The sequence below is a fragment of the Photobacterium sp. HL06 genome (assembly GCF_059552575.1).
Genome location: NZ_CM183914.1, coordinates 952,380 through 973,832 on the forward strand (window position 1 = coordinate 952,380; position 21,453 = coordinate 973,832).

Below are 21,453 nucleotides of genomic sequence, written 5' to 3' on the forward strand. Positions count from 1 at the left end.
TTTTCTCGGATCAGAACCAGGCCTGCCAGGCCAGTTTTACGGCCAGCACAATCACTACGGTGACAAAAACAGGACGGATAAATTTAGCCCCGAAGCGAATGGCTGAATGGGCCCCAATATAGGCACCCAGCATTAAGCATATGCCCATTGTGAAGCCCAGGGCGAAATTAATATGGCCTAGAATGGCAAAGGTGATCAGCGACGTCATGTTACTGGTAAAATTCATTGCCTTGGAAAGCCCTGATGCCCTCAGAATATCTAACTTGTATAGGGCCATATTCGAGACTGTCCAAAATGCCCCCGTTCCCGGCCCTGCTACTCCATCGTAAAAACCCAGTGAGGTCCCTTGTAGCCATTGCTTTCGTACAAGTTTGCGGCAGGGGGTGGGTAGCCGGTGCGAATTACCTTTTGGGTGCGGGTGCCAGATGGTGTACACAGCGACAGTCAAAATGACCAGCGGCAGAACTTTTTCGAGCCAACTCGTACTGATGAGATCAACCACCAAGGTGCCGAGAATAGCCCCAATGAGTGTCGCGATGAAAGACTTACGCCAGAAATAGGGAGAAAATAACTGTTTTCTGTAGTAAGTCCAGGCAGCCGTTGATGACGCAAATGTTGCCGCCAGTTTATTGGTTCCCAGAGCAATATGTGGCGGCAGCCCAATAGAGAGCAGAGCAGGAACGGTTAGCATTCCTCCTCCCCCGGCAACGGCATCAATAAACCCGGCAGCTAAAGCAACAAGACCAAGTATGATGAGCATACTTGGTTCAATCATTTCTATCATTTATCGTTATTCTTAGTAATTCGTTTTGGGTCAGGAATATTCAATGACACGTTTAAAAGGTGGTAACGAGTCGAGTAATGCTTTGCCGTAACGGCGGCTGATCACCCGGCGGTCGAGCAGCACGACTCTACCAGAATCTTGCTCTTTTCGCAGTAAGCGGCCCGCGGATTGGATCAGTTTTTTACTGGCCTCAGGAACGGAAATCTGAAGGAATGGGTTTCCGCCCCGGCTCTCGATATACTCGGCATGGGCCTCTTCGACGGGAGAGGTAGGAACCGCAAAAGGAATTTTGGTAATAATCAGATTTGTGAGTAAATTACCCGGTAAATCAAGGCCTTCAGAAAAGCTTCCGGTGCCGAAAAGAATGCTCGCTTTACCTTTTTGGCAGTTCTCTTGATGTTTTTTTAGGGTAAGGTTTCTCGATTCTTCCCCTTGAATTAGTAGTTCCCACTTGTTTTTCTTTATTAGCGGGCGTAATTCTTCGGCAACCTTGTTCATTTGCCAATAGGATGAAAACAACACCAAGCTGGCTTTCTCGCCCTCGAGATATTCCGGTAAGGTTTTGATCAGTAGCTCGGTAAATTTATCAGCCTGGGGTTCTAACGGCATGGCCGGGATCACCAAGCGGGCGTTGTTTTGGTAGTCAAACGGTGAGGCCAGGGCAAGAAAGCGGGTGCTGTCTTTTTCATAGATCCCAGCCTGGCGGCAGAAGTAATCAAACTGATTCAAGGCCCGAAGGGTCGCTGATACCAAAATAGAGCCGGCAGCCCGGCTCCAAAGCAGTTGATCCAATCGATAGCCGACCTCGAGCGGGGAAACCTCAATAATATAGTCGCCTTCGCGGTCGGGATTTTTTTCTATCCAGCGGGCCAGTGGGGCACCTTTATCTTTATTGGGCTGGGCCATCAAGGTCCAGACTTTCTCAAGGTTTTCAAGTCGCTGTAAATAAAAGCCTGATTCTGCAAGAGCTTGTTCTCCCAGCCGAGGCAGGATCTCGTTTTCTTTTGTCCGCTCAGAGATCAGATCATGGATTTTCCCGAGGGACTGCAAGGCCTTCTTGCTTGCCTCTTTACAGCTTTTTGCTTCCTCGACCAACCAGTCGGGGAGCTCGCCATGCTCAAACCGATAAATGCCGTCTTGGCTAAACTGGGCAGGATCGATATTGGCCGCAATTTGCCGAAACGACGGTATCAAATGGGTGATGGTTTCACTGAGAGCCGTTTGAAAGCGACCGGCCTTTTTGTAATCTGCCAATTCTGCCAGCTTGCTTACCGACTGGTTCAGTTTTTCTAGCCAGTTGGCAGCCCCTTTAAGGCTGGCGGCCGCTGATGAGAAGTCTCGTGCTACCTGGGGCAGGTGGTGGGCTTCGTCAATGATATAAATTGTTTGCTCTGGCTCCGGTAGGATAATACCGCCGCCGAGTTCAATATCTGCCATCAGCAGCGCATGGTTGGCCACGATGACATCGGCCTTTTCAAGGTGTTCACGGGCTTTGGCAAAGGGGCAGCTGCGGTGTTTGGGCAGCCCGGCATGGCAGCTGTGCTTATCGGCAACGATTTGCTGCCAGACGCGATTGGGTATCGCGGTTGGCCAGCTATCGCGGTCCCCGTCCCACTTTTGAGCTTCACAGGCCTTCAGCATGCGCTTCAAAAGTTCTAAATCTGACTTTTTAGGTTTTTCCTCCCACAGCGCAACTTGTTGATCGGTATCTGTTACACAACACGCTTCCAGCTTATGTGTACAGCAGTAGCGCTGCCTGCCCTTCGCGAGGATAAAACTGAACTCTTTAGGAAAAATTTGATTAAACAGGGGTAAATCTTTGTTGATCAGCTGTTCCTGCAGCGCCACGGTTGCCGTTGAGATCAAGATTTTTTTGTTGTTGAACAAAGCAAAGGGGATCCCGCCGAGCAGGTATGAAAGCGATTTACCAATCCCTGTACCGGCCTCTGCGACCAGCATACGGTGTTTTGGATGGTATTCGCCAGCCAGGGTTTTGGCGATTTCGGCTACCAGATAGTTCTGCGCGCGCCTGGGAATAAAGTTGTCTAACTGGGCTCCCAGGTTCTCATAGCATTGTTTGATATCACGTTTTATCTGGCTGTGTAACATAACTGAAACTTCATAAGGGCAGGGAACGGCATTATAGCACGAACATCTAAATGTGAGCGGTAGCGTGTTCTGAACAATTTAATGGTGAAAATGAGATTTTGGTCACGAAATAAGATTGAACCTAACCTTAACAGCTTTGTGAGTTGTTTAGAAACAAGGGATTAACCATACAACCCGTCAAACCCTAGTGATTTATCCTGTGCGATGTGATTTTTTTGTCATTTTTAGGTTTTTTGTGTTGTCTTGTGTGATATTTAAAAATGCGAATGAATACTATTACGGGTGAAGTCTATGGTGGGTAAACATCCACCAGCTTTGGTAAGTTATTGAAATTAATTGCTTTTGAGTTTTTTTGAGGTGGTTTTTAGATGATTTGACATAGGGATAATTGTTCTGTCAGGATGAGCTCACAAGTTACTTACCTTCGGTTTTTATCTTTCTTTATGTTTTAAAGGGATTTAGAACCGGGGGAATATAAAGAACAGGAATTCTGGAAACAGGAATTCCAGTCTAAATAAGAAAAGGCAGTGGATATCATGAAAAAGACACTTCTAGCACTAGCAGTACTAGCAGCAGGTTCAGCGCAAGCAGGCGTTAACCTATATGACTCTGAAGGCGTACTTGTTGACGTTGCAGGCGCAGCTGAAGTTCAGTACTTCCAGGGTTACGCAGCTGACAGCGATGCAGCATTACGTTTGGACGATGGTGACCTAGCGTTTAGCACTACGGTTCCAGTTTCTAGCAGCCTGAACGCTGTTGCAACTGTTGCCTACTTCTTCGAAGATGGTAACGTTCAGAACGATGAGCTATGGGTTGGTTTCCAGGGTGATTTCGGTACGTTCACTTTCGGTCGCCAATACCTAATCGCAGATGATTCTGGCATCGGTAAAGATATCGAGCTAGGCGGCGACGGTATTGACTTCGTTCAGGCTGACGGTGACCAGACTGTTAAGTACGTGTTCGACAACGGTCAGTTCTACGCTGGTGTTTCTGCGCTACTAACTGAAACACAACAAGCTGAAGACGAAGCTCAGGTTATCGACGGCCGTCTAGGTGCGCGTTTCGGTGACTTCGATGCACGTGTATACCTATACTCTGGCTCTGACATCAGCTCTGATAAGTTCGATCTGTTTGTTGCTGGTGATACGATTGATATCGATGGCTTCAACCTTGAGGGTGAATACATCATGGGCGCATATGCATTCGCAGCATCTTACGGCCAGCTTGAGTATGAAGATGCAGGCGCAGCAAACAAAGGTAAAGTAGAAGGTACTAACATTGCGCTAGCAGGTTCTTACACTATGGACAAAACTACGTTTGCTGCGGGTTACACATACTGGGACGTTGAAGAGAAACCAACTGGTGCTGCTTCTTCTTCAGACGATGTAGGCTCTTTCTACGTGAACGTTACTCAGCAGCTTCACTCTAACGTGAAAGTATACGGTGAAATCGGTTCTACTGATGCTGACGATTCAGAGTTCGGTTACCTAGCTGGTATGGAAGTAACATTCTAAGATTGGTTTAATCTAAGAAGTCTTCTTGAAAAAGCCGCCTATTTTGGGCGGCTTTTTGCTATCTTGTTGTTGTCATATATGTTGTTGCCAATACAAGGAATGAAATGAAAAAGTTAGTTGGTTTATCACTAGTATTGCTTTCGAGCGGCCTTCAGGCTGCCACTCTCTCAAGCGGTAAAAACATTGAGCTGCTTGTTGTTGATGGCAAAAAAGTCCAGTCATCTTTTTGGTCACCAACAGAAACGGTTGAGCTGCAGCCGGGTAGGCACCAGATAGTGTTGCGTTTTGATGGTGAGCTGAAAAATGGGTCTAAAAAGACGATGTATACCACTCGTCCCTACCTGTTTGAGATGGATGTGCCTGATGATGATGCCACGATTACATTGCCTCGCCTGGCAAGCCTGTCCCAGGCCAAAGCCCATTTTGCCCGTGGGGCGCAGTGGCAGCTCGAGCTTAGTGACGGCTCAACTCAAGCACTGTCTTATGTTGAGTTGCACGGTAAAGGGATGGGAGCATTTAAGGATATGGAAGCCTTGGTAGCAGACTATAACCGCCAGCAGGGGATCACTTTCGAGCAAGGCTATGCTGTTGACCTTAAACAGGCAGCGGTTGAAGTTACCGAACAGGGTGAGGTGACAATTTCCGGTGATGCATTGGCGCAGCTGAAACTCTGGTACAGCAAGGCAAATGCCGAACAAAAAGCGGCTTTCAAGCAGTGGTCAAAAGCCCAAGACGCACAATGATTGATGACTATCCGGAACTAGCTATCTGGATTATGGCGGGACGATAAACTTTAGTCATGAACTACAGTAATGCTTTGTCCCGCTTCTATTAATAACCTAGTCATGGTGATAGCGGCTGTGGACCCGGCACGAGTGGCATCGTGGCTGGGCAGGATCCGCTTGCAGCTCATCGATATCAATTTCATCTTCGCAATCCACACACAATCCGTACATGCCCAGCTTGATTGAGCAGACAGCGGCATCGACTTTTTCCATTCTCATCGCCAAATCGAATAAGTTCGGAATGAACGATGATTTTGCCATCATGATCAGATCATTGAGGTCGGCATTTTCAATCGCGGTAGCCGATGGAACAAGGGTGTTGAGCAGCATTTCATGCTTGAGCTCTTTGGCCAGTGTGCCATGTTCCTGCTCCAAGTGGCCTTTAAGTTGTTGGTAGGTGCGTTCTGACGTTGTCATATCTCTGTATTATGTTTATAAGTGATAAATTTAGTCTAAGACGGTTTGATTGTTTGATTGTGATTTGAATCAAACCTTTATAGAGTAATAGGCGGAATAACCGTAATTTTCATCGGTTTTTGTCGCTTTCCTGATCCGATATAGTAGCACTCGCTCACGATCCGCGGCCAAAGAAGCTGCGGGCAACAAGCAAGTCAGTCGAATAAAACACCCTATAAAGGAAGCGTACCATGGATCACGGTTTTAAAGACCCGTATAATTTTAAGTATTTTGTTGGTTTTCTGATTGCATTGGCACTACCAACGTTACCGGCAAGTTTAACCTGGTTTGGGATACTGGGCCTGTAGTCGCTATATTGTAACTCAGGCTAGTACCTTGTCCCGACCAGTAAGGAAGGGAATGTGAAAAACTTCATCAAGCGAGCCTTACTGTTAAGCTTCGGCTGGCTGTGTGTTGCCTTAGGTATCCTAGGCATATTTTTGCCTCTGCTACCGACTACCCCTTTCTTGTTGCTAGCCAGCGCCTGTTTTATGCGTGGTTCCCCCCGCCTCAGCCGCTGGCTACATCAGCACCCGCACTTTGGCCCTATTTTGCAGAACTGGCATGAGAACGGGGCTGTCTCTTACACCGTCAAGCGCCGAGCCAATATCACTATTGTGGCCAGCTTCCTGCTCTCTATCTTCCTGGTGCCTTTGCTGTGGCATAAAGCGATGCTGATTGCGATGGCAACCCTGTTGCTGGTGTGGTTTAACCGCTTGCCCGTGGTTGATAATCCCAAGCTGCCTGACACGCCGATAAGCTATAAATAAGTTATGGTTAACTGATCACTGCTTGAGGCAAACGGTATCTTTTGATTCATGACAAAGATCCCTTGGTATTAGTTGCTCCAGACGGCGAAAATCAATACTATTTGCAGCGGAATTTATTTGCCTGCTGTTGAGGTCTATTACCGCAGCAGGCTTTTTATTTAGCTCTACAGCACTTGCGTAAAATGGTGCACGGAAAACGATTATGACTCAAGAAAAACTAGCTTTGATCAAGAGCAGCATTAAATCTATCCCGGACTACCCGAAGCCTGGTATTTTGTTCCGCGATATTACTAGCCTGATGGAAAACCCATTGGCATATAGTGCAACCATGCAAGTTTTGATCGAGCAATACCAAGACAAAGGTATTACCAAAGTGATCGGTACCGAAGCACGCGGCTTTTTGTTTGGTGCACCATTAGCGCTGGAGCTGGGTGTCGGTTTTGTCCCTGTTCGTAAGCCTGGCAAACTGCCCCGTGAAGTGATCGGTGAAAGCTATGAGCTTGAATACGGTCAAGATACCCTAGAGATCCATGTCGATGCGATTGTCGAGGGTGACAAGGTGCTTCTGGTTGATGATTTGCTGGCAACCGGCGGCACTATTGAAGCTACCACGAAACTGGTTCGTCGCCTTGGCGGTGTTGTTGAAGATGCCGCATTCGTGATCAACCTGCCAGAGCTGGGTGGTGAAGAGCGCCTGAAAGACATTGGCCTCAATGTTTACAGTATTTGCGACTTCGACGGCCATTAATTTTCTTAGCTGGTCTCTATCTGGCTAATCATTGGGCGCTCGCTGTGGCGCCCTCTCGCTCAAAAATCCTCCCTGTGCTAGCATTGAGTTCTTGATTCTGTAAGGTTAGTTAACATGAGTTATCAGGTTCTGGCACGGAAATGGCGACCACATCAATTTGAGGATGTTGTCGGCCAGTCCCATGTATTGACGGCATTGGCCAATGCGCTTGCGCATAATCGTCTTCATCACGCCTATCTGTTCAGCGGCACCCGAGGGGTGGGTAAAACAACCATCGCCCGTATTTTTGCCAAAGGGTTGAACTGTGAGCAGGGTGTGACGGCAACCCCATGCGGCCAGTGCGAGACCTGCCGCGAGATAGATGAAGGTCGCTTCGTCGATTTGCTTGAGATCGATGCGGCATCACGGACAAAAGTAGAAGATACCCGTGAGCTGCTTGATAACGTTCAGTACAAGCCTGCCCGTGGCCGTTATAAGGTCTATCTGATTGACGAAGTGCATATGCTGTCTCGTCATAGTTTCAATGCCTTACTGAAGACACTTGAAGAGCCACCGGAATACGTCAAGTTTATTCTGGCCACAACGGATCCTCAAAAGCTGCCGGTTACGATTTTATCGCGCTGCTTACAGTTCCACCTGAAGCACCTTGATCATACCCAGATCCAGTCTCAGTTGGAGAATGTGCTGACTCAGGAGAACGTTGACCATGAGCCAAGGGCGCTGAGCTTGTTGGCACGTGCAGCTGAAGGCAGTATGCGTGATGCGCTGAGCCTTACAGATCAGGCGATAGCGCTGGGTAATGGCCAGGTTCAGGCTGATTCTGTTTCAGCTATGTTAGGTACGTTGAATACCGAGCAGGCGCTGTATTTGTTGGAATCGATGGCTCAAGGCGAAGCGCAACCAGCGATGGCCTGCCTAGAAGAGCTGGCGGGCGTCGGTGTCGAGTGGGATAGCCTATTGCGAGAGCTAGCCGCTCAGCTGCACCGTGTTGCTATGTATCAGGCATTGCCAGCCTCTTTGGATGAGGCCGCGCCCGATGCGGAGCGAATTACCGCGTTGAGTCAGTTAGTGTCGCCGCAGGAAGTACAGCTTTGCTATCAAATCGCGCTTCAAGGTCGCCAGGATTTAACCTATGCGCCAGATGGCCGTACAGGGCTGGAAATGGTGTTGCTGAGGATGCTGGCGTTTCGACCTGTATCCGGCCAGGGGATCACTCCTCAGGCAATTAATGTTCCGGCAACAGAGCCTGCGGCCCAACCGCAACATCGACCGCAGCAAGGTCAGCAAGGCATGCAGCGTGTGCAGGCACTCAAAGCTCAGATGAACGGTGGGCAGCAGCATGCCCCCGCTCAACCTGTTGCGCCGACGCAGCAGTTGCCACAAGCCGTATCACAGCCGATGCAGCATGCACAGCCACCCCAACACCCTCAGGATAGCTATTCACAAAGTAACCATCCACAAAGTAGCAGTCAGCCTTCAGCTCCTGCACCTATGCCTGAGCAGGTTCCTCAAGGCTATGGCGCGTCGTCTCAGCCGCCGCAGCAAGCGGTACCGACGGCTCAGCCAGCTGCTCAGCCAATGGCACATTCTCAGCCGGCATCAGCTGCCTCAGGCCTGCTGGCCGCAAGGAATAAGCTGCGTAGCCAGGGCAAGCGCGGCCACGAGGAGCATCCCACTGCAAAAAAGACTGAATCGGCGCCAGCTAAAAAAGTCGCAACCAATGTGCTAGACCGAATTGCTACCAAGCATAAGGGTCAGCCAGCTTCGGTTTCCGGAGCCTCTGCGATGCCAGCGCCGGGAACCTCTGCGATGCAGGAAAACAAGTCGGATGATGAATACCGGTGGAAGCCGATGATGATTCAGCCTGACTCTGAAGATGTTAAGCAGGAAGTAGCACCGGGTACGCTGAAGCGGGCCCTAGAGCATGAAAAAACGCCAGAGATGGCGAAATTGCTTGTCAAAGAAGCGGCAAATCAGGATAGTTGGTCAGATTTAGTGACTAAGCTAAATGTAGGGCGAATGGTCCAACAATTAGCATTAAATTCAGCGTTTGAACAAAACAATCATCAAGTAACTTTGTTCTTACGCCAGTCTCAGAGTCACTTAGATAACCCGAAAGCCAGAGAGCAGCTGGCACAAGCAATCAGCGAATTGCTTGGAATGGACGTCGAATTATCGATTGAGCTGAGTGATAAAGGCCGATCCCCCTTAGAGTGGCGAGAAGGGCTTTATCAACAGAAGCTTAATCAAGCAAAACAAAGCTTAAATAGTGATCCTAATGTGACCTTTATCTGCCAGCGTTTTGCTGCTGTACTTGATGAAGAGAGTGTTAGGCCATTGTAATGCTGTGATTTAGCATTACTGTAAAGCAAAATGAATTTCAACCAGACCAATAGAGAGAGAGTATATGTTTGGTAAAGGCGGTATGGGCAACATGATGAAGCAGGCGCAGCAGATGCAAGAGCGCATGCAAAAGATGCAAGAAGAAATCGCAAACATGGAAGTAACTGGCGAGTCTGGTGCTGGCCTGGTGAAAGTGACTCTGACTGGTAGCCACAGTGTACGTCGCGTTGAGCTGGATGACAGCCTGATGGAAGACGACAAAGACATGTTGGAAGATCTGATTGCAGCCGCATTTAATGATGCAGCACGTCGTATTGAAGAAGCGCAGAAAGAAAAAATGGCTGGCGTAACAGGTGGTATGAACCTACCTGCTGGCTTTAAGATGCCATTCTAATCAATGCGTACCAGTCAATTACTGGAACAACTAATGGAGGCCTTACGTTGTCTGCCTGGGGTTGGCCCCAAGTCAGCACAGCGTATGGCCTTCAGTTTGTTGCAGCGTAATCGCCAGGGCGGCCTGCAGCTAGCAGATGCCCTCAGCAAGGCGATGACGGAAATTGGTCACTGCCAAAGCTGCCGTACCTTTACGGAAGAGGAGATCTGCGCGATCTGCGCCAATCCTCGCCGTCAGGAAAACGGTCAAATCTGCGTGGTAGAAAGCCCGGCAGATATTGTCGCGGTTGAATCTACCGGTCAGTTTTCCGGGCGCTATTTTGTGTTGATGGGCCACCTGTCACCGCTTGATGGTATTGGGCCGTCAGATATCGGCTTGGATGTCCTGGAGTTTCGTTTGCAGAACGAACAGATTGCCGAGCTTATTTTGGCGACCAACCCGACGGTAGAAGGGGAGGCGACGGCCCATTATATTGCCGAGCTGTGTAGTGAGTATGAGATCCCCGCTACCCGTATTGCCCATGGTGTTCCGGTAGGCGGAGAGCTGGAGTTGGTTGATGGGACGACCCTGTCTCACTCAATTGCCGGACGGCATAAGCTCTACTAAAATAAGATACTGATTTTATATCAATTAAGTTTGATAAAATGCCAACCGACAGGTTTCCCTGAACGTTGGTATTTTTTTTGTCTTTAATAATTAAAGTCCTTTAGATTCATTCTTTTAACTGCTTTCTTTTGGCTATTTTAGTTATTTGCAGTCGCTTTTAGTTTTTACCTCAGGTTATTTTCTAACAATAACTATATAAATAACATTTAAGGCTGTTTTTCTTCATAACTCATTGTTATTCGGTATTTAATATTGCCATCTCGGACAGAGCAGAAATGCCAGGGACGTTATTTGAGCAACCTTTTATTACATTGGTAAGTGGTTTTAGGGCAGCTCTTCTAATTAAGGCAATGAATAAAAAAATACCATTACCTGACATACCAACAAGGCGTATGCAGGTCATCAGGAGTTGAAGATGAAAAAGACAGTAGTAGCAGTTATTGGTTCAATTGTTGCCAGCGCATCAGCAATGGCAGCAGAAGTCTATAAGTCAGATGAGCTTTCAGTAAGTGCCTACGGTAACCTGCGTGCTCGTTATGAAACGACTGACAATGGCCATATGGGTGCGGATAGCACTTTTACCGGTGAAGGTACTGAGCTTGGCTTAGGTGTGACATATTTTCTGGATAACAACATGTACGTGAATGGTGATGTACTGACTGAAATGAACATCATTCCTGAAGACGGTGATGGCAATGACGATGACAGCTTCCTGAAGTTTGGCTCGGTTGCGATTGGGGGCGACTTTGGTGAGTTCCGCATGGGCCGTATGTCAGCCGTTCAGGATAGCCTGGCAGGCCAGTACGACATCACTTGGGAATATGGTGGTACTGCCAATATCAAGAATGACTGGTCAGCGACAGATCGCCTGACCAACGGTATTCAGTACAAAACGGATGTTAACGGCCTGACAGTGATGGCGCAGTACCATACTGGCCAGGAATTTGATGACGAACCGACCATTGGCGAAGTTGAAATCGATCAGGCATACGCTGCAGGTGTGGCTTGGGAATCTGATTTCGGCCTGGGCCTATCGGGTACGTACACCCGCTCTGAGCGTACAGAGAAGAGCATCCATAACGAAGATACCGATACATCCTGGACGCTGAACGCAACATACCAGATCCAGGGGCTATCAGTAGCGGCAATGTACTCTGACTATGATTTTGCGGGAGATGAACAAACCGGTATCGGTGCGATGGCCCGCTATGACTTGCCTGTCGGTGTCGGTCTCTACGGTGTCTATGACTATGTAGACTACGATACCCAAAACGATAAATTAAACCAGTACACTATCGGTGCGGACTACTGGCTAAATGACAGTGTCGTATCTTACGCCGAATACGCTGACCAGAGCTTTGATGATGAGCTCGCAGGTAGCGATGACAGTGCATTTACCCTTGGTATGCGAGTGTACTTCTAAACCATTCAGTAGATAGGAACGTTCATCGTTTTGGGGGGAAGAGCAGGGACGAGATCCTAGTTCTTAGTTCCTAGAAAGAGCTAAAGCGAGAGCCCATGTAGGCTCTCGCTATTTTTATTATCCCGCTTCCCGAAACGAAGTGCACTCGTAGCGAAGCGCCCCGCCTCGGTTTTTATAACGAATAAAGAATATTCGACCCGTATGTCAGGCTAGTAAGCAGCAGTGACTTTTCATTAATAATATCAATACGACGGCTTTGCTGGGCATCCATGCGGAACACCTGCTTCACAATCGTCAGGTGACGCTTCTGGAAGTCTTCGTTTTGGCCTGAGGTAATGTCCTTGAACTCCAGTGGTTCGGTGAGCAGGTAGCCACCGCTGATATCCCACTTGCCTGACTCGGAGATATGCAGGGTAAGTGGTTGTTCACTTTCGCTAAATAGCTTTAACAAGGTAATGCGCGAATAGGTTTGGTTGGGCAGGTAGACCACATGGCTGCTTTGCTCTACACGGCGTAGCATGCCTAACTCATCCAGCTGCATCGGTTCAATGCGGCTGACCGACGTTGACTGCCACTCACGGGACATCAGCAATTGCTCTTGCTTGTAGTCACTAGAGAAATAGAGCCAAGTACTAAAAATGGCAGACAGTGCCAAAATAATAAATGCCCAGTACCGCTTAAGCAACTGAGGCATATGGCCTGGTTTATTTTTTACTGGCATAGCTTGGTATTATCCTCTTGGCTAGTTAGCAAACGTAGAGTGACGTTTTCACCCGGCATTGAGGTTCCGTGAATATAGTTCAGCCATAGCTGGTTGTTCTGGCCGCCTGTCGCAATCACTTCCAGCGGGCGCGCGTCACCCTGATGGTACTCAAGGTAGGTTTCCACGCAGCTAGAAATCATCGGGTTCCATTGCAAAATATCGGGATGGTTTTTAGGCGTTAGCACCTGAACACCACCAACGGTCAATAGGTGTTTAAACGCCTCCGATTTAGGAGGGAAACTCAAATTAACCAGCACAGGCAAGAGGCAGGCAACCACAATAGCCAGCAGGCTGAATAGAGGCTTTTTTGATTTTTTGTCACTGACTTCAGGTTTGCTTTCTGCTTTGAATGAGCTGGCGCTGGAAGTATGCGATTTTAGTTGCTTCTCAGTACTGTTGGGCTCTGGCATCACAGTGACAAGGTCGGCATTGCTCATCGGCTCAGTGGCAACCGCTGGCTTTTCGGCAAACTCATCGACGGCAGCAATCATTTGGTAACCGCGTTTTGGCACTGTTTTGATAAATTCTGGCGACTTTGTCGAGTCTTTCAGTGCTTTTCGCAGCGTTGAGATAGCTTGAGTCAGGCTAGAGTCATCAACCTCAAAACCTTGCTCGCGCCATACATAATCGTGCAGGCGGGTTCGGGTGATGATGGCACCAGGCTCTTCAATTAGCAGGCTCAGTGCTCGGCTTTCATTACTACCAAGGCGTGTGAGCTCATCGTTTTCCGTTTGGTCGATCAAGCTATTGTCGTATGGGTCAAAGAGGAATCTTTGGCCAATCAAATATTTATTTGATGTTTTATTCATTTTTAGCACCAATGGTACAGTTGAGCTGTTTATATAGCATGATTAGCCTGAATCATGTCTGAATATAAAATTATAAAAATAATAGGCTGAAAATATCTAAAGCATATAAAAGCGCCATTTTAGGTTGAAAACCCGTAGTTTGACCATATCTATATAATGAATTGTTGTGAATTACGTAATACTACGAGTTACGGAGTTGAAATGAGCGAGCAAAATACCCATAAAAATAAGGAAACACGTGGCTTCCAATCGGAAGTGAAGCAACTGTTACATCTGATGATCCACTCACTGTATTCAAACAAAGAGATTTTTTTGCGTGAGTTGATTTCTAATGCCTCTGATGCGGCCGATAAGCTACGCTTTCGCGCGCTGTCACAGCCTGATTTATATGAGAATGATGCTGAACTGGGCGTAAAACTGTCATTTAATGCAGATGCCGGCACTCTGACCATTCATGATAATGGTATCGGTATGACCCGTGACGATGTGATTGAGCATCTGGGGACGATTGCAAAATCAGGCACCAAAGATTTTTTTGCCAAGCTAAGTGAAGATCAGTCAAAAGACTCACAGCTGATCGGCCAGTTTGGTGTTGGTTTCTATTCTTCGTTTATCGTGGCAGATTCGGTTACGGTAAATACCCGTGCGGCAGGTGTCGCAGCGGATCAGGCGGTACGTTGGCACTCTGGTGGTGAAGGCGATTATTCGGTAGAAGATATTGAAAAGGCGAGCCGTGGTACCGAAATTATCCTGCACTTGCGTGAGGATGAAAAAGAGTTCCTGAGCGAGCATCGCCTGCGTGACATTATTGGCAAGTACTCGGATCATATCGGTATTCCAGTCCATATCCAGACCGTAGAGCGTGACGAGGAAGGCAAGGAAACCGGTACTAAGTGGGAGCAGGTCAACAAGGCCCAGGCACTTTGGACGCGTAATAAATCCGAGATCACTGACGAAGAATATAAAGAATTCTATAACCACGTCTCGCATGATTTCGCCGAGCCGCTGGCATGGAGCCATAACCGCGTCGAAGGTAATCAGGACTATACTAGCCTGCTTTATATCCCGTCTAAAGCACCGTGGGATATGAATAACCGTGATAGCAAGCATGGCCTGAAACTGTATGTTCAGCGTGTCTTTATTATGGACGATGCCCAGCAGTTTATGCCTTCTTACCTGCGTTTCATGCGTGGCCTGATTGATTCCAATGATCTGCCATTGAACGTATCGCGTGAGATCCTGCAGGACAACAAGGTGACCCAGGCACTGCGTAAGGCATGTACCAAACGTGCGCTGACGATGATGGAGCGCTTGGCGAAGAACGATGCTGATAAATTCCAGACATTGTGGAACGAATTTGGCCAGGTGCTAAAAGAAGGGCCGGCCGAAGATTTTGCCAACCGTGAGAAAGTCGCTAACCTACTGCGCTTTAGCTCGACACACAACGAGACAGTTGAGCAGACGGTGTCGCTGGCAGATTATGTTGAGCGTATGAAAGAAGGCCAGGATAAGATTTACTTCCTGACTGCTGATAGCTTCAGCGCCGCGAAGAACAGCCCGCACCTTGAGCAGTTCCGCGCTAAAGGCCTGGAAGTTATTTTGATGCACGACCGTATCGACGAGTGGCTGATGGGCCACCTGCCAGAGTTTGACGGTAAGCAATTCCAGGCGATCACCAAAGCGGATCTGGATCTGTCCAAGTTTGAAAACGAGGAAGAGAAAGAGAAGCACAAGGAAACGGAAGAAGCGTTCAAGTCTGTGGTTGAGCGAACAAAAACCTATCTTGGCGATCGCGTGAAAGATGTACGTACAACATTCAAGCTACAGGACACACCTGCAGTTGTTGTCACTGACGAGAATGAGATGGGCACGCAAATGGCCAAATTGCTGGCTGCTGCCGGTCATGATGCGCCAGAAGTGAAATATATTCTTGAGCTTAACCCGGATCATGCGTTGGTTAACAAGATGGCAGATGAGCCTGATGAAGAAGCCTTCGGCCGCTGGGTTGAAATGCTGCTAGGTCAGGCGATGCTGGCAGAACGTGGTTCGATGGAAGACCCATCTCAGTTCCTGGCAGCTGTCAACAAGTTGCTTGCATAAATCTGCATATAAGAATCGGTTTGACTAAGGTCTAATCGATTCTATTGTCAGCTTCAAATAGTATTCTGATAACGTATGTAATCCAGGCCCGGTCGCAGCACCGGGCTTGCGACTATGGGCTAATCAGTGTATTTTTCTTTTTTTTTGCAAAACTCCATTTTATATAAAGGGGATCAAGATGCGCATCATTCTTCTGGGCGCTCCAGGTGCAGGTAAAGGTACTCAGGCACAATTCATCATGGAGAAATTTGGTATTCCTCAAATTTCAACGGGTGACATGCTACGTGCGGCGATCAAAGCTGGTACTGAGCTAGGTAAACAAGCGAAATCAGTAATTGACGCTGGACAGTTGGTGTCTGACGATATCATCCTAGGTCTGGTTAAAGAGCGTATTGCTGAAGACGATTGTGCAAAAGGCTTCCTACTAGATGGCTTCCCTCGCACAATTCCTCAGGCTGACGGCCTGAAAGAAGTTGGTGTAGCCGTTGATTATGTCATTGAATTTGACGTTGCTGACGATGTTATCGTTGAGCGTATGGCGGGCCGTCGTGCTCACCTAGCTTCTGGTCGTACTTACCACGCAGTTTACAACCCACCAAAGGTTGAAGGTAAAGATGACGTAACGGGTGAAGATCTTGTTGTTCGTGATGACGACAAAGAAGAAACAGTACGTGCACGTCTAGGCGTTTACCATGAGCAAACAGCACCACTGATTGCTTACTACGGTAAAGAAGCCGAAGCCGGTAACACTAAGTACCTGAAATTTGATGGTACTCAGCCTGTTGCGGCAGTAAGTGCAGAGCTGGAAAAAGCACTGGCTTAATCGCAGCTTAGTACCGCAAAGAACATAACAGACGGGTTAGCTTTCGAGCTAACCCGTTTTTTATATGCATGTTTTTTGAAAGCTGATAAAGTTGACCCGTCAGCGCACTACAAAAAACGCGAAGGAAAGTATGAGCGAAAAAAATAATAAATATGGCGTATTACTGGTTAACCTCGGGACCCCAGATGAAGCCTCGCCTGCCGCAGTAAAACGTTTTTTATCCGAGTTTTTGCATGATCAGCGAGTGGTCGATATGACTCGCTGGCTATGGTGTCCCATTCTCCATGGTGTGATCTTGCCTGTCCGATCTCCTAAAGTGGCCAAGTTGTACCAGTCGGTCTGGATGGAAGAGGGGTCGCCACTGATGGTGTACTCCCGTCGCCAGCAACAGCAACTGGCTGATACCCTCAATGTACCTGTTGAACTGGGTATGACTTATGGCTCCCCCGATATTCTGTCAGGGCTTGATAGCCTGAAACAGCAAGGCTGTGACAAAGTGCTGGTACTGCCGCTTTATCCGCAATATTCACGAACCACAACGGCAGCTGTTTTCGACAAAGTGGCGAAGGTACTTAAGCCGCAGGCAGAGATCCCTGAATTGCGTTTTGTGAATCACTATTTTGACCACCCGGACTATATTGCGGCGCTGGCGGAGTCAGTCACTGATTTTTGGGATTCGCACGGTAAGCCGGATTACCTATTGTGTTCGTACCATGGCATTCCTAAACGCTATGCAGATAATGGCGATCCGTACCCACAGCATTGTAACGGCACGACGGCATTGCTAGCTGAAAAACTGGACATGCCACGCGAGCAGATGAGCATGAGCTACCAGTCAATCTTTGGCCGGGAAGAGTGGTTAAAACCTTATACTGAGCAAACCATCTCGGAGTTGGCTCAAAAAGGAGTGAAGCGACTGGATGTAATGTGCCCGGCTTTCTCCGTTGATTGCCTTGAAACGCTGGAAGAGATCGCCGAACAGTGCAAGGAAACCTTCATCGAGGCGGGAGGGAGGGAGTTTAACCTGATCCCATGCCTCAATGACAACCCGGCGCATATTTCGATGATGGCACAGCTTGTCAGGCAGCATAGCCAAGGCTGGTAAAGCCCTGTAAAGGTGTACCCAAAACTTTCCTATTTAATAGTTAAAGCTCTCAAAAACTGTGAGAGCTTTTTCTTTTATGTTCTATATTCTGTGATAGAATTCGCAAAAATTTCTCAACAGACAGCTCATTGACATGAAATTTCCAGGCCAACGAAAATCAAAGCATTACTTTCCCGTACATGCGCGCGATCCCCTTCTGAGTCAAGCTAAACAAGAAAAGCGTCTAACGCGTACCCATGTTGTGGGTATAGACCAGACTCTGGTGGATATTGAAGCATGTGTTGATGATGAGTTCCTGGAACGCTATGAGCTAAGTAAAGGCCACTCACTGGTTATTACTGATGAAAAAGCGGAAGCGCTGTATCAAGAGCTGAAAGAAAATGACCTGATCAGCCACGAGTTTGCTGGTGGTACGATTGGCAACACCCTGCACAACTATTCCGTATTGGCCGATGATAAATCGGTTCTGCTAGGCGTCATGAGTAAAGATATCGAAATTGGTAGCTATGCCTACCGTTATCTTTGCAATACTTCTAGCCGTATGGATATGAACCACCTTCAGCCAGTACATGGCCCTATTGGTCGTTGTTTCGCACTGATTTCGAAAGAAGGCGAGCGTACGTTTGCCATCAATGAAGGTCGTATGAACCAGTTGGATCCGAGCAGCATCCCTGAAGCGGTATTTGAGAATGCTTCAGCGTTGGTACTGACTGCCTACTTGGTTCGTTGCAAAGAAGGCGATCCGATGCCGGAAGCAACGATGCGCGCGATTGAATATGCGAAAAAGCATGATGTGCCAGTAGTACTGACATTGGGTACAAAATTCGTGATTGAGGACGATCCTCAGTGGTGGCGTGATTTCTTGCGCGATCATGTGACGGTTGTTGCGATGAACGAAGATGAAGCCGAAGCCCTGACCGGCGAAGCCGATCCGCTAGTTGCTTCTGAGAAAACCCTAGAATGGGTTGACCTGGTGCTTTGCACTGCAGGCCCTGTCGGTCTGTACACGGCAGGTTACACAGAAGACGACGCGAAGCGTGAAACAAGCTTGCCGCTGCTGCCGGGTGATATTCCAGAGTTCAACCGCTATGAATTCAGCCGCCCGATGCTGAAAAATCAGTGTGAGAACCCACTGAAGGTGTATTCTCACATTGCCCCTTACATGGGTGGCCCTGAGCGTATTAAAAATACCAATGGTGCGGGTGACGGCGCACTGTCTGCACTACTGCATGATATGTCAGCCAACCGCTACCACAAAGAGAACGTGCCGAAGTCAAGCAAGCACCAGCATAACTTCCTGACTTACTCGTCGTTCTCGCAAGTTTGCCTGTACTCAAACCGTGTGAGCTATGAAGTACTGGCACAGCACTCTCCACGCCTGTCTCGCGGCTTGCCAGAGCGCGAAGATAGCTTGGAAGAAGCATACTGGGAACGTTAATCCCAGTTTTCTTTGCCAGTTCGCCCGATAGCAGTATCGAAAGTGCTCACTTATGTTTATAAGCTCCGCGCTTTCTCTTTGCTCTAGAACGAACTGGCGTTGAAAATAGCGATTAAATGAATCTGTTATAGAGAAACCGCCGAAAGGCGGTTTTTTTATATCTCACTTTGTTCGAGGAAACATATTTGCACTTCGTGCAAGAGGCGAGGGCGCTGCGCTTCGGGAAGCGGGGGGAAGGCTTCGCCTTGGAAGCTAGACTGCGGGTTACGCTTCGCTCCGTGAAGCGAGAAAAAGCGAGAGTTTTTATTGACTCTCGCTTTTTGCATTTATCATTTGCGACGCTTCACGCTTCACGCTTCACGCTTCACGCTTCACGCTTCACGCTTCACGCTTCACGCTTCACGCTTCACGCTTCACGCTTCACGCTTCACGCTTCACGCTTCACGCTTCACGCTTCACGCTTCACGCTTCACGCTTCACGCTTCACGCTTCACGCTTCACGCTTCACGCTTCACGCTTCACGCTTCACGCTTCACGCTTTTTGCTCATACGCTTCGTTGTGAACCGCAGCTACAGCACGGCCAGATGGGTCGGCACTGTTCTTGAAGCTTTCATCCCACTCAATTGCTTTGGCACTTGAACAGGCGATAGACGGGCCGCCCGGTACACATTTTGCGGCATCTTCAAGCGGGAACAGCTCTTCGAAGATCTCACGGTACATATAGCCTTCTTTGGTCGTTGGCGTGTTGTACGGGAAGCGGAATTTCGCGGTTTCAAGTTGCTGCTCGGTGACCTTGGCTTCGGCAACTTCCCTTAGAGAATCAATCCAGCTGTAGCCGACACCATCAGAGAACTGCTCTTTCTGACGCCATGCAACAGATTCTGGCAAATAGTGGCCGAAACATTCACGAAGGATGTGTTTTTCCATTTTACCGTTACCACACATCTTGTCTTCCGGGTTCAGGCGCATTGCCACTTCCAGGAACTCTTTGTCGAGGAATGGAACACGTGCTTCGATCCCCCAGGCCGCCATCGATTTGTTGGCACGGGCACAGTCGAACATGTTCAGAGCCAGTAGCTTACGTACTGTTTCTTCATGGAATTCTTTTGCGTTTGGCGCTTTGTGGAAGTACAGGTAGCCGCCGAAGACTTCATCGGCCCCCTCGCCAGAAAGTACCATCTTGATCCCCATCGCACGGATTTTACGTGACATCAGGTACATTGGCGTTGAGGCGCGAATGGTGGTGACGTCATAGGTTTCGATGTGGTAAATCACATCACGGATGGCATCCAGGCCTTCTTGCACCGTGTAGGTTAGTTCATGGTGAACGGTGCCAATACTGTCTGCAACTACTTTAGCCGCTTTGAGATCGGGTGCACCTTCTAGGCCGATGGCAAATGAGTGTAGTGTTGGCCACCAAGCTTGTGATTGCTCGTCATCTTCGATACGACGCGCCGCGAATTTTTTGGTGATAGCGGAAATAACCGAGGAATCCAGGCCGCCTGATAATAGTACGCCGTATGGAACATCAGTCATGAGCTGGCGCTTCACAGCACTTTCTAGTGCATCTGACAGTGCAACTTTGTCAGTTTTTGCATCGGCAACCGTGTCAAATTCCATCCAGTCGCGCTTGTAGTAACGAACTGGCTCGCCTTTTTTGCTCCACAAGAAGTGGCCTGGAGGGAACTCGCTGATCGTTTTACAAACAGGAACCAGTGACTTCATTTCAGAAGCTACATAGTAGTTACCGTGTTCATCATAGCCATGGAAAAGCGGGATAATCCCGATGTGGTCACGGCCGATCAGGTAAGCATCTTCCTGCTCGTCATAGAGGATGAAGCCAAAAATACCGTTTAGGTAATCTAGCAGTTCAGGGCCTTTTTCTTTGTATAGCGCCAGGATGATTTCACAGTCTGATTCAGTCTGGAAAGGATAGTCGGGCGCAAACTCAGCCTGGAGTTCTTTGTGGTTGTAGATCTCGCCATTAACAGCAAGTGCATGTGTTTTGTCTTCGTTATACAGAGGCTGTTCACCGCTATTCAGATCAACGATAGCCAGGCGCTCATGCACCAGAATAGCTTTGTCTGAAGAATAGATACCTGACCAGTCAGGACCGCGATGACGCATTTTTTTGGACATTTCCAGCGCAGTTTCGCGCAACGCTGTTGCATCACTCTTTATGTCTAAAATACCGAATACTGAACACATACTTCTGACTCCAACTTCAAATTGCTTGTTGCTATCCATAATTTTTGGGAGTAGGGCAAGAATCGAGTGTCTCAATCCTAGTCTAGAGGCTCGTTTCTCGCGCTTTGCTGCTAACGTCTCCCGTTCTTAATTGTTAAAATTGCGTATTCAGTAATGAAATGCAACTAATAATCTTAATTCAATTGAAGAAAAGGCTTGTCGCTGAATCATATTTAATAAAAATGGACTTTACTGAATAAAATCCAATATTGGCTGGTTTTTTGAACGAAAAAAC

Annotated in this window: 18 protein-coding genes; 12 read left to right on the forward strand and 6 right to left on the reverse strand. The window is 48.1% G+C overall.

Annotated elements, in window-relative coordinates; genetic code table 11:
• Window positions 1-10: 10 nt before the first annotated feature.
• Both AC51G0_RS04745 and dinG read right to left on the reverse strand, forming a co-directional pair.
• On the reverse strand, window positions 11-784 hold the full coding sequence (locus tag AC51G0_RS04745; RefSeq protein WP_496300909.1) for a sulfite exporter TauE/SafE family protein: 774 nt from the start codon (window positions 782-784) through the stop codon (window positions 11-13).
• A 30-nt stretch (window positions 785-814) separates the two neighbouring features.
• Window positions 815-2,893 carry an ATP-dependent DNA helicase DinG gene (gene dinG, locus AC51G0_RS04750; protein WP_496300910.1) on the reverse strand — a complete coding sequence of 693 codons (2,079 nt, stop codon included), beginning with the start codon at window positions 2,891-2,893 and terminating at the stop codon, window positions 815-817.
• Between the two features lie 536 nt (window positions 2,894-3,429).
• Here dinG and AC51G0_RS04755 point away from each other — a divergent pair.
• Together AC51G0_RS04755 and AC51G0_RS04760 are read left to right on the forward strand one after the other, a co-directional pair.
• Entirely contained in the window at window positions 3,430-4,407 is a 978-nt protein-coding gene (locus tag AC51G0_RS04755) for a porin (RefSeq protein ID WP_496300911.1), read from the forward strand.
• 104 nt (window positions 4,408-4,511) lie between these two features.
• Window positions 4,512-5,150 (forward strand): YccT family protein, encoded by a 639-nt coding sequence (locus AC51G0_RS04760; protein WP_496300912.1) that lies wholly within the window; start codon window positions 4,512-4,514, stop codon window positions 5,148-5,150.
• 96 nt (window positions 5,151-5,246) lie between these two features.
• Here AC51G0_RS04760 and AC51G0_RS04765 read toward each other — a convergent pair whose 3' ends face one another.
• Window positions 5,247-5,609: a beta/gamma crystallin family protein gene (locus AC51G0_RS04765; protein ID WP_496300913.1), complete on the reverse strand. Its 363-nt coding sequence runs from the start codon at window positions 5,607-5,609 to the stop codon at window positions 5,247-5,249.
• A 401-nt stretch (window positions 5,610-6,010) separates the two neighbouring features.
• Here AC51G0_RS04765 and AC51G0_RS04770 point away from each other — a divergent pair, with 401 nt between their 5' ends.
• From AC51G0_RS04770 to AC51G0_RS04795, 6 genes are all read left to right on the forward strand, one after another.
• Window positions 6,011-6,418, forward strand: a complete 408-nt coding sequence (locus AC51G0_RS04770) for a YbaN family protein (protein ID WP_496300914.1) — start codon at window positions 6,011-6,013, stop codon at window positions 6,416-6,418.
• 202 nt (window positions 6,419-6,620) lie between these two features.
• Window positions 6,621-7,166 (forward strand): adenine phosphoribosyltransferase, encoded by a 546-nt coding sequence (apt, locus tag AC51G0_RS04775; protein WP_496300915.1) that lies wholly within the window; start codon window positions 6,621-6,623, stop codon window positions 7,164-7,166.
• A 114-nt stretch (window positions 7,167-7,280) separates the two neighbouring features.
• Window positions 7,281-9,509, forward strand: coding sequence for a DNA polymerase III subunit gamma/tau (gene dnaX / locus AC51G0_RS04780; protein WP_496300916.1), 2,229 nt, complete (start codon window positions 7,281-7,283; stop codon window positions 9,507-9,509).
• A 64-nt stretch (window positions 9,510-9,573) separates the two neighbouring features.
• A complete protein-coding gene (locus AC51G0_RS04785) occupies window positions 9,574-9,903 on the forward strand; it encodes a YbaB/EbfC family nucleoid-associated protein (protein WP_128783987.1) in 330 nt (109 codons plus the stop codon).
• Between the two features lie 3 nt (window positions 9,904-9,906).
• Window positions 9,907-10,509, forward strand: a complete 603-nt coding sequence (gene recR / locus AC51G0_RS04790) for a recombination mediator RecR (protein ID WP_496300917.1) — start codon at window positions 9,907-9,909, stop codon at window positions 10,507-10,509.
• A gap of 415 nt (window positions 10,510-10,924) precedes the next feature.
• The gene (locus tag AC51G0_RS04795; RefSeq protein ID WP_496300918.1) at window positions 10,925-11,932 is read left to right on the forward strand and encodes a porin; all 1,008 of its coding nucleotides are present in this window, start codon (window positions 10,925-10,927) and stop codon (window positions 11,930-11,932) included.
• A 172-nt stretch (window positions 11,933-12,104) separates the two neighbouring features.
• Here the strand turns inward: AC51G0_RS04795 and AC51G0_RS04800 are convergent, their stop codons facing one another.
• Entirely contained in the window at window positions 12,105-12,653 is a 549-nt protein-coding gene (locus AC51G0_RS04800; protein WP_496300919.1) for a regulatory protein ToxS, read from the reverse strand.
• A complete protein-coding gene (locus AC51G0_RS04805) occupies window positions 12,644-13,504 on the reverse strand; it encodes a winged helix-turn-helix domain-containing protein (RefSeq protein WP_496300920.1) in 861 nt (286 codons plus the stop codon). The genes AC51G0_RS04800 and AC51G0_RS04805 overlap by 10 nt, the downstream gene beginning before the upstream one ends.
• 201 nt (window positions 13,505-13,705) lie before the next feature.
• On the opposite strand from AC51G0_RS04805, the gene htpG reads away from it, so the two are divergent.
• The 4 genes from htpG (at window position 13,706) to AC51G0_RS04825 (ending at window position 18,970) form a co-directional block, all read left to right on the forward strand.
• Window positions 13,706-15,604 carry a molecular chaperone HtpG gene (htpG, locus tag AC51G0_RS04810; protein ID WP_496300921.1) on the forward strand — a complete coding sequence of 633 codons (1,899 nt, stop codon included), beginning with the start codon at window positions 13,706-13,708 and terminating at the stop codon, window positions 15,602-15,604.
• A 178-nt stretch (window positions 15,605-15,782) separates the two neighbouring features.
• Window positions 15,783-16,427, forward strand: coding sequence for an adenylate kinase (gene adk, locus AC51G0_RS04815; protein WP_496300922.1), 645 nt, complete (start codon window positions 15,783-15,785; stop codon window positions 16,425-16,427).
• A 130-nt stretch (window positions 16,428-16,557) separates the two neighbouring features.
• Entirely contained in the window at window positions 16,558-17,532 is a 975-nt protein-coding gene (hemH, locus tag AC51G0_RS04820; RefSeq protein ID WP_496300923.1) for a ferrochelatase, read from the forward strand.
• 133 nt (window positions 17,533-17,665) lie between these two features.
• A complete protein-coding gene (locus tag AC51G0_RS04825) occupies window positions 17,666-18,970 on the forward strand; it encodes an inosine/guanosine kinase (protein WP_496300924.1) in 1,305 nt (434 codons plus the stop codon).
• A 532-nt stretch (window positions 18,971-19,502) separates the two neighbouring features.
• On the opposite strand, the gene asnB is transcribed toward AC51G0_RS04825, so the two are convergent.
• A complete protein-coding gene (gene asnB / locus AC51G0_RS04830) occupies window positions 19,503-21,179 on the reverse strand; it encodes an asparagine synthase B (RefSeq protein ID WP_496300925.1) in 1,677 nt (558 codons plus the stop codon).
• Window positions 21,180-21,453 lie beyond the last annotated feature (274 nt).